Origin of the sequence: Streptomyces sp. NPDC056486 (assembly GCF_042795295.1) — a bacterium.
GTDB lineage: Bacteria > Actinomycetota > Actinomycetes > Streptomycetales > Streptomycetaceae > Streptomyces.
Genome location: NZ_JBHTSF010000075.1, coordinates 1 through 13,323 on the forward strand (window position 1 = coordinate 1; position 13,323 = coordinate 13,323).

The 13,323-nt window shown below is 72.3% G+C and carries 13 protein-coding genes; 4 read left to right on the plus strand and 9 right to left on the minus strand.

From position 1 onward, the window contains the following. From ACFQ7F_RS26410 to ACFQ7F_RS26450, 9 genes are all read right to left on the minus strand, one after another. On the minus strand, nucleotides 1-1,036 hold a 1,036-nt coding region (locus ACFQ7F_RS26410; RefSeq protein ID WP_383274852.1), incomplete at its 3' end, for a GNAT family N-acetyltransferase. A 5-nt stretch (nucleotides 1,037-1,041) separates the two neighbouring features. After that, on the minus strand, nucleotides 1,042-1,713 hold the full coding sequence (locus ACFQ7F_RS26415; RefSeq protein ID WP_383274855.1) for a lipopolysaccharide biosynthesis protein: 672 nt from the start codon (nucleotides 1,711-1,713) through the stop codon (nucleotides 1,042-1,044). Continuing rightward, entirely contained in the window at nucleotides 1,710-2,852 is a 1,143-nt protein-coding gene (locus tag ACFQ7F_RS26420) for a glycosyltransferase (RefSeq protein WP_383274858.1), read from the minus strand. The genes ACFQ7F_RS26415 and ACFQ7F_RS26420 overlap by 4 nt, the downstream gene beginning before the upstream one ends. Further along, the gene (locus ACFQ7F_RS26425) at nucleotides 2,849-3,577 is read right to left on the minus strand and encodes a polysaccharide deacetylase family protein (RefSeq protein WP_383274962.1); all 729 of its coding nucleotides are present in this window, start codon (nucleotides 3,575-3,577) and stop codon (nucleotides 2,849-2,851) included. The genes ACFQ7F_RS26420 and ACFQ7F_RS26425 overlap by 4 nt, the downstream gene beginning before the upstream one ends. A gap of 61 nt (nucleotides 3,578-3,638) precedes the next feature. Continuing rightward, a complete protein-coding gene (gene murJ, locus ACFQ7F_RS26430) occupies nucleotides 3,639-5,324 on the minus strand; it encodes a murein biosynthesis integral membrane protein MurJ (RefSeq protein ID WP_383274861.1) in 1,686 nt (561 codons plus the stop codon). Next, nucleotides 5,321-6,622 (minus strand): O-antigen ligase family protein, encoded by a 1,302-nt coding sequence (locus ACFQ7F_RS26435; RefSeq protein WP_383274965.1) that lies wholly within the window; start codon nucleotides 6,620-6,622, stop codon nucleotides 5,321-5,323. The genes murJ and ACFQ7F_RS26435 overlap by 4 nt, the downstream gene beginning before the upstream one ends. A gap of 98 nt (nucleotides 6,623-6,720) precedes the next feature. Further along, nucleotides 6,721-8,208 (minus strand): sugar transferase, encoded by a 1,488-nt coding sequence (locus tag ACFQ7F_RS26440; RefSeq protein ID WP_383274864.1) that lies wholly within the window; start codon nucleotides 8,206-8,208, stop codon nucleotides 6,721-6,723. Continuing rightward, a complete protein-coding gene (locus ACFQ7F_RS26445; protein WP_383274867.1) occupies nucleotides 8,205-9,359 on the minus strand; it encodes a glycosyltransferase in 1,155 nt (384 codons plus the stop codon). The genes ACFQ7F_RS26440 and ACFQ7F_RS26445 overlap by 4 nt, the downstream gene beginning before the upstream one ends. Before the next feature lie 35 nt (nucleotides 9,360-9,394). Beyond that, complete coding sequence (locus ACFQ7F_RS26450) at nucleotides 9,395-10,498, minus strand: DUF3344 domain-containing protein (protein ID WP_383274870.1); 1,104 nt, start codon at nucleotides 10,496-10,498, stop codon at nucleotides 9,395-9,397. A 347-nt stretch (nucleotides 10,499-10,845) separates the two neighbouring features. On the opposite strand from ACFQ7F_RS26450, the gene ACFQ7F_RS26455 reads away from it, so the two are divergent. The 4 genes from ACFQ7F_RS26455 to ACFQ7F_RS26470 all read left to right on the plus strand — a co-directional run bounded on the left by ACFQ7F_RS26455 (nucleotide 10,846) and on the right by ACFQ7F_RS26470 (nucleotide 13,251). Beyond that, a complete protein-coding gene (locus tag ACFQ7F_RS26455) occupies nucleotides 10,846-11,085 on the plus strand; it encodes a chaplin (protein ID WP_383274873.1) in 240 nt (79 codons plus the stop codon). Between the two features lie 188 nt (nucleotides 11,086-11,273). After that, nucleotides 11,274-11,876: a hypothetical protein gene (locus ACFQ7F_RS26460; protein ID WP_383274876.1), complete on the plus strand. Its 603-nt coding sequence runs from the start codon at nucleotides 11,274-11,276 to the stop codon at nucleotides 11,874-11,876. Between the two features lie 266 nt (nucleotides 11,877-12,142). Continuing rightward, the gene (locus ACFQ7F_RS26465) at nucleotides 12,143-12,421 is read left to right on the plus strand and encodes a hypothetical protein (RefSeq protein ID WP_383274879.1); all 279 of its coding nucleotides are present in this window, start codon (nucleotides 12,143-12,145) and stop codon (nucleotides 12,419-12,421) included. Nucleotides 12,422-12,747: 326 nt separating this feature from the next. Next, nucleotides 12,748-13,251: a DUF5949 family protein gene (locus ACFQ7F_RS26470; protein ID WP_383274882.1), complete on the plus strand. Its 504-nt coding sequence runs from the start codon at nucleotides 12,748-12,750 to the stop codon at nucleotides 13,249-13,251. Nucleotides 13,252-13,323 lie beyond the last annotated feature (72 nt).

The following is a 13,323-nucleotide window of genomic DNA, read 5'->3' on the forward strand; positions in this document are numbered from 1 at the left end:
GCACGGGGGCGGTGCGCCTGCGGGCGAGGAGCAGCCGGTGGTTGGTGACCGCTTCGGGGCGCCAGTGGTGCTTGTACGGCTCGTTGCCGCGCAGGAGGCTCAGGACGCGGCTCCGGTCGCCCTCGGCGTGCTCCGCGCAGGCGTTCAGGAGCATCGTCGCCACGTCCACCTTCCGCTCCCGCAGCTGCGGATGCGCCCCGTACAGATAGCCGCCGACCAGGTGGGGCGAGAGGAGGGTCAGATCGGCCGCCACCACGGCGTCGTCGAGCCGGAACTCGGTGACCACCGCGTCGCCCGCCCTGACCATGAGCCCCACCGACCTGATCAGGTGCTCGGAGAACCGCGGCTGGAGGTGCTCGGACGTCACCTTGCGTCCCTGCCATTGGAGTTGGTGCAGACGCAGGAGCGTGCGCACCGACGCGTCCACCTCGTCGTGCCGTACGATCCGCCGCTCGACGCCCATCGCGTCCATCTTCCGGATCTTGGCGCGCGCCCGCTGGGCCCGCGGTGCGGGCAGCCGCCCGAGCAGCTCCTCCATCGACGCCGCGGGCAGCTCCAGGCAGAGCGAGTCCACGAGGCGGAGCCGGGGCCCGCGCCAGCTTTCGTAGATGCGCTCCACCGCGGCTCCGGAGCGGACCTCGCGGAAGTCGATCAGCGCGCCGCGGGCCAGTTCTGAAAGGCCGTCGGCCAGTGCCCGGGCCGCCTCGTCGGCGAACGCGTCGTCGAGCAGCACATCGGTGAAGTCGGAGATCGCGCCGCCGAGGGGCACGAGCGCGGGGAGCGGTACGTACACGCGCATCAGCGGCGCCGCCGCGACGAGCTCGCCGTCCCTGCGCACGAGGACCACGCGTAGCCGCCCGCGCGTGCCGTAGGAGAGCCACCACGAGTGCAGCCACGCGTGGCTCTGGAACGGCGTCGCCGTGCGGCACCTGCGGTGCAGCCGGGCCCACGCCGCGGCGAGCTCCCCGAACTCTCCCTCGTCCGTGCAGAGTTCAACGGTCAGGGAGGTGTCGGCGGTGACGACGGTGTCGGTCACCCCCATCACCTGTCCCGGTTGACGTCGGTGGACTGCGCGGGGGCAGGCACCGTGGCCGGTGCGCCGTCCTCGCCGTCCGTGCCGCGCCGGGGGCGCACGAGGAGGGCGAGCCCGCCGAGCAGGCCTCCCGCGCAGCCGCCCACCAGGGCGGTCATGGGCGTCGTCGCCGACGCGGGGTCCTGCGGCTCGACCGCGCGCGAGAGCTGGAGGAGGCGCACCTGCGTGCTCCCCTTGGTGTGGTTCGCGTTGCTGGTCAGGGAGCGTGAGACCGCGTTGGCGATGTCGGCCGCCTTGCCCGGCTTGGCCGCGGACGCCGAGATGGAGATCATCGGGGCGTCGGGCGATGTGGCGGCCTGCACGCTCTCGCGCAGTGTCTGCGGCGAGACACCCGACTCCACCTGGGCGTCGCCGAGCACCGCGAGCTGCGTGGCGACCCGGCCGTACGCCGTGGCGAAGCCGAGCGCGGCGGTGGGGTCGGAACCCTTCTGCGGTACGGCGATCACGTAACTCGTCGCGGTGTACTCGGGGGTCTTCACCGCGCCGTACAGGCTGCCGGTCAGGGCGCCGAGCACGGCTCCCGCCGGCAGGAGCCACCACACGGGGAGTCGTTTCACGCGGGCGAGGATCGGGGCCGGGTGACCGGCCGGACGAAGCCGCCTGCTGAGGGTTTCGGTCATCGGGAACTCACTCTCGGGGTCGAGCCGGAGGCAGCTGCCTCGTATACGTGCATCAGCTGGGCTGCGCTGCGGGTGATGCTGTAGCGGTGGGCTGCCTCCGGGGCGATGCGGGGCCGAGGCCCCGCCGCCCGGACCCGCAGCAGTGCCCGCGCGAAGGAATCCGGGTCGCCCGCGACGCGCTCGGCGCCGGTGGCCGCGTCCGGCGGGAGGTCCTCGACGGCGGGGCACCTGACGTAGAGCACCGGCAGACCGGCGGCGAGGCCTTCCACGACGGCAAGGCCGAAGGCCTCCTCGGGCGAGGGCGATGCGAGGACGTCCATGGCGGCGAGGAGCGCCGGGAGGTCGGCCCCCTCCTCGGGCAGATCGGACAGATGGGGCCGCTCCCCCGCGAACACCACCCGGTCCGCGACACCGAGGCGGTCCGCCGTCGCGCGCAGCCTGTCCTCGTCGGTGCCGCCGCCGACGAGCAGTACGCGTACGTCCTGCGGCAGCGCGGCCAGGGCCTCCAGCAGGACGTCGAAGCGCTTGCCCGGGGCAAGGCGACCGACGCCTCCGACGACGAACGCCTCGTCCGGGATGCCCAGTTGACGGCGGGCGGCGGCCCGGGCCCGCGGGTCGAAACGGAACCGCTCCACGTCGATGCCGTTCGGTACGACGTGGATACGCTGCCGGGGCACTCCCCACCGGCTGAGCCGCTCGGCGACGGACGGGGACACCGCCACCGTGGCCCGCCCCAGGCGCTCCCCGGTCAGGTACAGCGCGCGGACGCCCGCCGTCAGCGGCCGCCCCTCCATCTGCGAGTCGCCGAGGGAGTGTTCGGTGGCCACGACCGCGCGCGTCCCCGCGAGGCGGGCGGCGATGCGCCCGTACAGGCAGGCGCGGAACAGGTGGGTGTGCACGAGGTCGTATCCGCCGCCACGGATGACCTTCACGAGGCGGGGCACGGCGCCCAGGTCGCGGTTGCCGGACATGCCCAGGTGGATGACGCGCACTCCGTCGGCCCGCAGCCCCTCGGCGACCGGGCCGGGGTTGGTGAGCGTCACGACGTCGCAGGTGGCGGGCAAATGGCGCAGCAGAAGGCGCAGTTGCTGCTCGGCGCCGCCGACTCCGAGGCCGGTGATGATGTGCAGGGCTCTCATTCGGCCACCGCCGCTTCGCGCACTGCCGGTTCGCGGACCGTACGGCGGCGAAGGCGGTTGAGCCGCAGCTTCAGCTGGAGCCGCAGGGCGGTGTCCTCCTGCCCGATGTGGACGCGGGGCAGGGCGTGGACACCGGTCAGCGGGCCCGGGGAGATGGCGCACGCGTAGCGGTAGCCCGCCGCTCGTACGGTGTCGGCGACGCGCTGGTCCACGGTGCCGTACGGGTAGCAGAAGCCCTCCACCTCGCGGCCGATGAGATCGGAGAGCGCGCTGCGGCTGCCGCTCGTCTCCTGCCACAGCAGCCGGTCGTCCGCCTGGGTGAGGTCGACGTGCGTCAGGCCGTGCGAGGCGACCTCCATCCCCTCGGCGGCGGCATGGCGGATGCCCGCCGCGCCCAGCAACGGTTTGCGCGGGCCCAGCGGATCCCACGCGTTGTCCCCGGCGAGACGGCCCGGGAGCACGAAGACGGTGGCGTCGAAGTCGTAGCGGTGCAGGAGCGGCAGGGCGTGGTCGACGAAGTCGGTGTACCCGTCGTCGAAGGTGAGGCCGACCAGGCCACGCCCCTCGCCACGGGCGCGCGCCGACAGGAGCCGGGTCATGCTCACCCCGCGCAGCCCCTGCCGCCGCATCCAGCGCAGCTGGGCCGCGAGGCGTTCGGGCGAGACGGTGATCTTGTACGGGTCCTCCGCGCAGTTGTCCACGGAGTGGTACATCGCCACCCACATCGGAGCTTGCGGCAGCCAGTGCCGCAAGCTCCGCGAACGGGAGGTCTCACCAAGTGCTGTGTCAACGGACATGCGTGAGCTTTCGTGTGGCGGAGGTGACGGATGTGACGGAAGATTTGGCGGCTCGGATGATGGGGGCGAATGCCTGGGCCCTCAGGGCCCAGAGCCCCAGGAAGAAGACGGTGACGACGACCGCGCAACCGGCGGCGAAGGCGATGAACGGCGAGTCGAAGCGGCTCGCGATGAACCAGCCGGCCCCGGTGGCGCACACCGTCGCGGCCACCGGCTTGGCCAGTTCGCCCACCACCTTGCGGACCCGGATCGGCACATTGCGCGGACCCATCCCGCACAGCAGCACGAAGGCCGTGACGCTGATCCCCGCCGCGTTGGCGAGCGCGATGCCGCGTACGCCCCACAGGTCCACCGCCCAGCTGCCGATCCCGGCGGTCGACGCGACCCCGACCGCCATCGCGCCCAGCGGGAACCACGTGGCGCGCCCGCCGGAGAAGTAGGAGCGGACGAGCGCCCCCACCAGCGTGTGGCCCAGGAGCCCCAGGGCGTACACGCGCATGACGGCGGCGGTGGCGACGGTGTCCTGTGCGGTGAACGCGCCGCGCTGGAAGAGGAGTTGGATGAACTGCGGCGCGCAGGCGATGACCGCGGCGGTGCCAAGAAGCACCACGCAGCCGGCAAGTCCCAGGTCCCGCTCGACGCGCGACCTGGCCCGCTCGACGTCCCCTTCGGCCAGGGCCCGCGCGACGACGGGGAGCGTGACCGTGCACAGCATCAGGGAGAGGACCATCGGCACCTGCGCCACCTTCTGCGCGTAGTTGAGGTGCGAGATGGCCCCGGCGGGCAGCGAGGACGCAAGGAAGCGCTCGATGAGCACCTGCGACTGCCTGCACAGCGCGAAGAGGAGCACGGTGGCGATGAGGGCGCTGCTCATCAGCGCCGGGGCCGAGCCGCCCTCCTTCCCTTCGTGCGGCACGTCCGCCGTGTCGCGGGTGAGCTGCCGCCAGAGCGAGGGTGCCTGGACGAGCACCATGAGTACGCCGCCGACCGCGACGCCCAGGGCCGCGGCGCGGACGCCGTAGCGGGGGGCGAGGACGAACACCGCGGTGATGATGCCGATGTTGTAGAAGACGTAGATGGCGGCGGGGGCGACGAACCGGCGGTGGGCCCGCAGCGCCGCACTGCAGTACCCGGCGAGGCCGAACGTGAAGACGCAGGTGGCGGTGAGCAGCGTGCAGTCCACGGCGAGACGCGGGTCGGGCAGACCCGGCGCGAGGACGTCCACAAGGACCGGCGCCCCTGCCATCAGGAGCAGCGCGACGGCGCCCGATGCCAGCATCAGGCGCGGCAGCGATGCGGCGACGAGCGCGCGGACCGGGTCGCGGCGCGCGCCCATGCCCCGGCGGGCGAGGGCCATGCTGAAGGCGGGAACGAGGGCGAACGCGAGGCCGTCCTCGATGAGCAGCGTGGTGGCGAGCTCGGGGACGGTCCACGCGACGAGGAAGGCGTCGGTCTCGGATCCTGCCCCGAAGAAGTGGGCGAGCGCCTGGTCGCGCACGAGCCCGAGCACCGATCCGGCCACCGTGAGGACCGCGGTGATCAGAGCGGCCTTGGCGAGAAAGCCGTTGGAGGGGTCGGAGCCCTTGACGGGCTCGGCCTCGACGGCCGGAGCGGGCACCTTGCCGACCGGGCCGGTGCCGGCGCCGGTGTTTGCGGGGTGGGTGGTCGAGCTCATCGCGACACCTCCCCCGACGCCGAAATCGACCCCGGCGCCGACGCCGACCGCGGCACCGACGCCGACAGGGCACGGCCCGACAGCGCCCACCAGGCCACAAGCCCCAGGACCACGGCCATCAGCACCGTCGAGGGACCACCGATGTCGGCGTACGAGAAGTCCACCAGCTGCCACACGAGGAGCCCGCACGCGACGAGCGCGCAGTCCGCACCGGCGCCCCCGCGCACCCGGGCAAGACGCCGCAGGCCGAGCAGCAGGAAGGCCGCCCAGCTGCCCACCAGCGTGCACAGGCCGAGCAGCCCCTGCTCGCCGAGGACGAGCAGATACATGTTGTGCGGGGAGAGCAGCGGCTGGCGGCTGAACTGCGCGCCCGCCCCTCCGGTGTCGCTCGCCGACGAGAGTGCCAGCGAGGCGTGGCTGTCGCGGTGGTCGGGGAAGGCCTTGAGCCCCACGCCCGACACCGGCTCGTCACGCCACATGTCCACCGCGGCGGCCCACATCGTGTACCGGTCGGTGACCGACTGGTCGGGGGCGTCGGTGACCTGCGTGATGCTGGTGATCCGCTCCTGCAGCAGCTGCGTACCGATCCCGAACCCGCCCACGAGGACGACGGCAGCGGCGGCCGCGACCGCCAGGGTCCGCAGCGCGCGGCGCACCCCCGCGAGCCCCAGTTGCGCCCCGCAGGCCACGACGGTGGCGATCCAGGCGCCGCGGCTGAAGGAGAGCGCGAGCGGAACGACGAGGAGCAGCGCGCACACAAGCGCCGCCTGACGCTGCTTCGGGGATGCCGGGCCGAGCGCGAGGGCGAGGGCGCACACCACTCCGTACGACACCACGGTCGCCATTCCCATGACGTCCGTCGGGCCGAAGGTGCCCACGGCCCTGACGTCCGAGCCCATGTAGCTGGCGCCCGTCGCCGTGACGTACTGATAGACGCCGAGCGTGCCCTGGAAGAGGGCGAGGCCGATGAGGGACCAAGCCACCAGGCGGAAGTCGCGGCGGTCGCGTACGAGTACCAGGATCGCGGCCGGTACGAGGACGAAGATCTGCAGGTAGCGCACCAGGCCGGTCATTCCGGCGGACGCGGTGCTCGCGCCGACCGCCGCGACCGCGATGCCGAGCACCGGCAGACCGAGCACGACGGCGGCGGTCCGCGTCAGCGGCCGACGCGCCCCGCGCACGGTGCGGGCCACGCACCAGAGCACCACCACGGCGGAGGCCGCGTCGGCGACCGTGCCGCCGCCGGAGCCGCCGTCGTGCGGCGGCACGGGGAGCGCGAGCAGGGCGACCACGGCCATGACCGGCAGTACGGGTCCGGCGCTGCGGAGGGCCGACGACAGTGCGGCGGCCGGTGAGCCCGCCGGGAAGAGCGTGATCGAGGCACCGTTCACCCGCGTCAGCTCCCCGTCGGACGTACGAGAGAGGCAGCGGTGCGCAGCAGGATGCACAGGTCCTGCCAGAACGACCAGCTGTCGATGTAGGCGTTGTCGAACCGGCAGCGGTCCTCGATCGATGTGTCGCCGCGAAGGCCCTGGATCTGCGCGAGCCCGGTGATGCCGGTCGGCATGCGGTGGCGCTCCGCGTAGCCGGGGTACTTCTGGCTGAACTGGCCGACGAAGTACGGGCGTTCGGGGCGCGGGCCGACCAGGCTCATGTCGCCGAGGAAGACGTTCCACAGCTGGGGCAGCTCGTCGAGCGACGTACGGCGCAGGAACTGGCAGAACCGGCTCATGTGCTGCTCGCCCGCGACGGACCACCGGGTGGCCGCCTCGTGCGGGTCGGCGGGACGGTGCGTGCGGAACTTCAGGAGCGTGAACGGCCGCCCGTCCCTGCCGATGCGCTCCTGACGGAAGATCACCCCAGGCCCGTCGGTGGCCCGCAGGACGGCGGCGCACGCGAGGAGCACCGGGCTGATGAGCAGCAGCAGGACCCCCGAGGTCACGAGGTCGAGGGCGCGCTTGCTGACGCTGAAGTGCCGGCGCCGTGCGGGTACGAGCGGGCGGCAGGGGAACCCGGCGAGCTGCCCGGACCTGGCCTGGCGCCCCGGCGCGTCGTAACCCGGCGGCTGCGTCGCGTCGATCGCCCATACGTCACAGCCCGAGCCGCTCAGCGTCCGCAGCCACCCGATCTGCTCGGGGCCCGGCGTCGGACCGACGACGAGGACGGTGCGTACGGCGTTCTGGATGACCGCACGGCGCAACTCCTCGATGGTGGAGAGCACCGGCAGTTCGGCGCCCTCCGTCTCCGTGCGCTCGGCGGGCGCGTCGCCCACGATGCCCACCGGCCGCACCCCGGCCTGCGGATGGCGCAGGACCGCCTCCGCCACGCGCCGGGCCACGGCGCCGGGGCCCACCACCAGGGCTGGGCGCGGCTGCCGGAGCGCCGCTCTGCGCGCCCACCGGTACAGGGCGCCGCGGCCCGCGCAGCACAGCACGCTCTGGAGTGCCGCCGCCGTGGACGCGGTAGTGAGGGTGAGCGGACTCAGGGCGGAGAAGCTCGCGGCGACGAGCCCCACGGCGCACCAGCTCAGCATGGCCTGCCAGGCGAGCGAGGGGAGTTCGTCGAGGGCGCGGGGCGCGGCGAGCGGGCGGTACAGCGCGGCGCGCGCGTTCATGAGGGCGACGGCGGCCAGGAGCAGGGCCACAAGGAGGGGGTGGCGCTGCGGCCCCGTGAGCAGCACCGTGCCGAGCAGGGCGGCGGTGCAGTCGACGGCGAAGAGGGGGAAGGCCGCCGATGAGCGGCGTGCCGACGAGCCCCAGGCATTGCTCGCCCTGCGGCCGCTCCCGGCCCCGCGGGGAGGGATGACCGAGGCGGTGGCGACGGCATGGTGGTCGGCCGCCCGTGGCTGCGCGGCAGGCGTGGTGACAGTTCGTTCCGCACTCACGGGTTGATGGACTCCCTGCACTTGATGGGCCCCACGCCCAGTAGCTCGCGGTACACGGCCGCCACAGCGTCCGCGGTGTGCCGCACATCGTGGGTGTTCGATACGTGGCGGTGCGCTGCACGGCCGAGGGATTCACGAAGGGACGGATCGCCGAGCAGTGCGACGAGGGCTCGCGCCAGGGCCTGAGGATCCTGCGCGGGAACAAGGCCGTGGGGCACGAGTTCGGGCGGCAGGCTCTCGCGCGCGCCGTCCACATCGGTGACCAGCACGGGGCGGGCACAGGCCATCGCCTCAAGGGGTACGAGTGCCATGCCCTCCCACCGTGACGGCAGGACCACGAGGTCGGCCGCCTGGTACCAGGGGGTGGCGTCCTCCACGTCTCCGGCGAACCGCACGGAGGCGGGCGCCTGTTCGCGAAGACCGGCTCCGTCGGGCCCGTCGCCGACGAGGACGAGCCGGGCGAGCGGCATCCGCTCGGTGACCGCGGCCCAGGCCCGTAGCAGGACGTCCTGCCCCTTCTGCCTGCAAAGACGGCCCACGCACACCACCACGGGCGCCTGCCCGGAGAGGCCGAGGGCGGTCCGCGCCGCCTGCGCGGCCACCGGACGGAAGCGCTCGACGTCCACCCCGTTGGGGATCACGGACCAGCGCGCGTCGACCCCGGACCGCTGCCCGGTGAGCCGCTCCGCCTCGCTGACGCAGATGACGTGCGTGGCCCAGCGGGCCCCGAAGCGCTCCCAGCGCAGGGCGAGGCGCGCGGTCGCGCCGCCGACCGCCTCGAAGGACCAGGCGTGCGGCTGGAACACCGTGGGGACCTTGCCGCGCAGGGCGAGGCGGGCGGCGAGCCCGGCCTTGGCGCTGTGCGCGTGCACGATGTCGGGCCGCAGCGCGTCGACGATGCGGGCGAGGCGCCGCACCTCGCCGGGAAGCCCCGGCCCCGGGGAGCGGGTCGCCGCCCACCTGTGGGTGCCGCTTCCCAGACCCCGTACGGCATCCGGCAGACAGCCGCCGTCCGGACACGCCACGTCGACCCGCATCCCGGCGGACAGCTGGGACCTCACCAGGTCGGTGACCACACGGGCCACTCCGCCGTCGACGGGCTGGGCGACGTGAAGGACGCTCAGCCGGTGGTCAGTTGATGACAGTTGCATGCACGGCGCCTTGCTCAGGGGGAAGAAGGTGTGCGCTACCGCTTCGCGTCCACAGCGGCGAAGAGCACACCGGCCCACGCGGACTCTCGCTGCGAAGCGAGACGGATGAGCAGGCCCTTTCGGTCGGCCTTGAGGGCCCCGTCGAGCCGGAAGATGTCGGAGTCGTATCCGAGCGTGTTGGCGTACGCGGGCGTCCTTGCGATCTGCCTGCCCGGCTCGCTGATGGTCGAGTTCATGACGTCGCGGGCGGGGTTCGCCGCGTCGGAGAGCCGCACGGGCCTGCTCCGGTCGGTCGACACGGTGAGCGTGTCGCCGGCCGTTCCGCGGTCGCCGTTGTACGAGACCATGCCCACGCTTCCCTTCGCGCGGGCCGGGACCGGCATGCCGCGGAGCCGGACCGCATGGCTGCGCCTGCTCGCGTCGAAGGAGTCGAAGCCGTCCCACACGGTCAGGTGCCGCAGCGGCGCGGCCTCGTTCTCGTACGCGACGACCAGCGTCCAGCCGCCCCATGCCCCGGCCCTGGAGTGTCCCGTCGCGGCGTTGACCTGCGCGACGGTGTAGAGCCCCTCGCCACCGGCCTCGACGAGGGACGTGACGTCGGCCGATGCCTGGAAGGCGTCCGCCCCGTCGGCGGTGCGGTGCCCGACCAGGGTGTCGGCCCGTACGTCCTTGTAGTGGCCGCCGGGTTCGGCGATCAGGGCCCTGCCGTTGTCCTTGGGCGGCTTCTGCTCACCGACGCGGAGGTTGCCGCCCCAGTAGAGACGCGCGTAGGACACCCGGGAGCCCGGCGGGAGCCGGACCTCTCCGCGGCTCGAGTTGTAGGTGTTCGGGTCCTTGTCGACGTCGACGTAGGACATGTCGAAGTCGTTGTTGGCGGCTGCCTTGCCTCCCCGCGCGGAGGGACACGACACCGCGCGGGCGGCCATCGGCTTCCGGCACGTGATGGCCGTGTTGGCGGCGCGGGTGATTCCGCCGTACTGGAGGGCGTAATAGCGCTGCGCGAACTCGATGCCCCCCGCTTCGGCGGCGGCGGGGGGAGCGGGCGCGGCCACGGAGGGACCGCCCGGTGTGACGACGGCCGCCAGGGAAATGGCGCACAGCGTCAAGCGACGCAGACGGGGGCGCAGGGAATTACGCATGACCGGCGTTGCCCTTTCGGGAAAGGTTCCGCACCAGGAGGGAGAATTGAAATGCGACAGTCACACTCGACTCGTAACTTCCCGCACTTGTTCTTTCAAATGGCTTCAGGAGGAGAGCAACACTAGCTGCTTTCTGTATTAATCCAGGAAGGCTGACAAGTGTGTCGGAATCGTGAAGTGCGTAACGCTCCCGGGCCGCCAGGAGTACGGGCCGAGGGGCCGCTGCGTGAACCCCGCGCCAGCAGATCACCCTTTTGGGCCCACAACCCCTGCGAGCGAACTCCGTTGATCCATGGGCCGGGCACACCGCCCTGCCGATGCATCAACAGACCAAGGAGCAACTCTCCATGTCGCGTACCGCGAAGGCCCTCGCCCTCTCCACCGTTGCCGTGGCCGCCATGGCCGGCAGCGCCGGCATCGCCGCCGCCGACGCCGGCGCCCAGGGGGCCGCCACCAACTCCCCCGGTGTCATCTCGGGCAACGCCGTCCAGATCCCGGTTCACATCCCGGTCAACGCCTGCGGCAACACCGTCGACGTCATCGGTCTGCTGAACCCGGCGTTCGGCAACACCTGCGTCAACAGCTGACACCTCGACAGCACGCACTGAGCGACGGCCGTTCTCCCCCGAGGAGGACGGCCGTCGTGCGTTCCCGCGTGTGCCCCGAACGGCCGCCATGCCCCAAATGGCAGTCGCTCGGTTGCGGCCGGTGTGAACCGCTTTCACGGTGAACACAAGATCCGACGCATCACCACGCATCACCGAAGGGAACATCCATGCGCGTTCTGCCCGTACGGCGTATCGCGACATCCGTCCTCTGCGCCTCGCTCCTCCTCGGGACGGCCGGCCCCGTCATGGCAGCCGAGAGCGACTCCCCCCACGGCAGCTCCCAGGAGGCGGTCCGCGCGCCGGTCCCCAAGGCTGACGCGCTGCTCGCCCAGGTCAAGACCCTGAGCGACGCCGGTGGTGTGCTCACCCCGGTCACCGGCCTGCTCACCGCCGTACTGAAGGCCGACAAGGGCCAACTGCCCGCCGCGGACGCCACGAAGCTCGCCGCTCCGGTGAAGGACGCCATCACGAAGGCCGCGGCAGTGACCCCCAAGGCGCTGTCGGACGACATCAGGGCGTCGGCCGACCCGGCAGCCGATGCCCTGAAGGCACTGCAGGCCTCGGTCGACGCCCTGCTCAAGGCGGCCACCGGCGGCGACGTCACCAAGGTGGCGGGCGCGGTTCCGCCCGTGCTCACCGGCCTCGTCAACGTCGTCGCCGCCACGCTGCTCGGCGGCGGCCTCCCCAAACCCGACCTCGCGGGACTGCCCGCCCTGCCCAAGCCGCCGGCCGGCGCGGCCGCGCTGCCCCAGACACCGGCGCTTTCCTGAACTTCAGCCACATGCCCGCCGCGTCGGCCTTCATGGTCGGCGCGGCGGTCTTTTCATGCCCGCATTACCGGCCGCGTCCCCGTCCTCCGCATGACCCCTTTGCACCGTCGGCGCAGCCATCTCATACGAGAATGAGACACCGCCTTCGTTCGGGTGGGTTCCGGGAATTTCCGCCGCACAGAGTTTCCGCCGTACACAGCGCTCGTTACCCAAGGAGAAGTGAAGATCCCCTCTGGCGACCGTCTGTCGCCCAAGAAAGGAACACGATGAAGCCCCTGAAGGCTGCCGCCGTCGTTGCCGGGTCCATGGTCATCGCTGGTGTCGCCGCACCCGCCTTCGCCTCCGACCTCACGCCCACCAGCCTGAACGGTGCACTGGACACGATCGCCGGCCAGACGCAGAACCTGGACGCGGCCCCGCTGGCCACGAACGCCCTCGACACCAAGAACAAGGACTCCGTCATCAACACCGTGTCGGGTGCCACGAAGGACCTGCACGCGGGTGGCGGCGCCGGCAAGCTGCTGGGCGGGCTTCCCCTCTCGTAGGGCTCTTCCCGGCCACCGCCGAGGGCGCGGCTGTCGGCTCGCCCGACGTCCTCTCCGGCAGCCTGGGCCTGGTCCCGGCCCCTGTACCGGACCACGCCTGATCGACGTGACGCCTTGAACCCGCAGGGCCGGTTCCGCAGACGCATCCAGCGGAACCGGCCCTCAGGCGTTCCCGGACCTTCGGCGCCTTTCCAGGGCCTCAGTTCGACTGGTGGGCCCCGGAGTTCGACCGGCGCGTGCCCCGATCGTGTGATCGCTCGCCCGCACTCACCCAGTCAAGTGACGACCGGGCCCGAGGCACCCAAAAGCATCGATACGGTTCCGGGATGACCTCGACATCGAGCGAAACCCGCACTTTCCGAGCCGCCGATCTGGGCACCCTCACCGTGGTCTCCTGGAGCGGTGAACACCCCGAGGACGAGAAGGACATGCCCTTCCTGCTCGCCTACTCGCTGGGCGACGGCAAAGGCGGGCCCGAGGGCGCGACCGCGGCCGTCGAGGCCCTGCTGCGGAACAACGGACTCCCCATCGGCGGCCCCGTCGTGGAGAGCTCCCGCAACCCGAGCCTGCCCGTCACCCTCCTCGTCGAGGCCGGCCAAGCGGTACTGAACATGCCCTACCTCAACGCGCAGTGCGTCGTACCGCCGGAGTGGCTCGTCGCGGTGGGCGAGCGCGGACACGCCTACTTCATGTTCACCACGCGCCCCTGGCCCGAGGCCAAGCCCGGGGTTCCGCTCGCCGAGGAGGCCCTCGCGGCGTTCGCGGGCGCCGAGGAGACCATGACCAACGCCGCGCACTGCCTGCTCACCGCGAAGAGCCTGCGCGGCTAGGAGTTGCCGACAGGGCCCGCACGCACGCGACTGGGGCCCGCCGGTCGGGACATACCGGCGGACCCCAGCACA

Excerpts from the sequence above, each read along its gene's own strand:
- ACFQ7F_RS26470 (WP_383274882.1), top strand. The coding sequence starts at position 12,748 with ATGACCTCGACATCGAGCGAAACCCGCACTTTCCGAGCCGCCGATCTG.
- ACFQ7F_RS26420 (WP_383274858.1), bottom strand. The coding sequence starts at position 2,852 with ATGAGAGCCCTGCACATCATCACCGGCCTCGGAGTCGGCGGCGCCGAG.
- ACFQ7F_RS26455 (WP_383274873.1), top strand. The coding sequence starts at position 10,846 with ATGTCGCGTACCGCGAAGGCCCTCGCCCTCTCCACCGTTGCCGTGGCC.
- ACFQ7F_RS26425 (WP_383274962.1), bottom strand. The coding sequence starts at position 3,577 with ATGTGGGTGGCGATGTACCACTCCGTGGACAACTGCGCGGAGGACCCG.
- ACFQ7F_RS26415 (WP_383274855.1), bottom strand. The coding sequence starts at position 1,713 with ATGACCGAAACCCTCAGCAGGCGGCTTCGTCCGGCCGGTCACCCGGCC.
- murJ (WP_383274861.1), bottom strand. The coding sequence starts at position 5,324 with ATGAGCTCGACCACCCACCCCGCAAACACCGGCGCCGGCACCGGCCCG.
- ACFQ7F_RS26450 (WP_383274870.1), bottom strand. The coding sequence starts at position 10,498 with ATGCGTAATTCCCTGCGCCCCCGTCTGCGTCGCTTGACGCTGTGCGCC.
- ACFQ7F_RS26445 (WP_383274867.1), bottom strand. The coding sequence starts at position 9,359 with ATGCAACTGTCATCAACTGACCACCGGCTGAGCGTCCTTCACGTCGCC.
- ACFQ7F_RS26460 (WP_383274876.1), top strand. The coding sequence starts at position 11,274 with ATGCGCGTTCTGCCCGTACGGCGTATCGCGACATCCGTCCTCTGCGCC.
- ACFQ7F_RS26435 (WP_383274965.1), bottom strand. The coding sequence starts at position 6,622 with ATGGCCGTGGTCGCCCTGCTCGCGCTCCCCGTGCCGCCGCACGACGGC.
- ACFQ7F_RS26465 (WP_383274879.1), top strand. The coding sequence starts at position 12,143 with ATGAAGCCCCTGAAGGCTGCCGCCGTCGTTGCCGGGTCCATGGTCATC.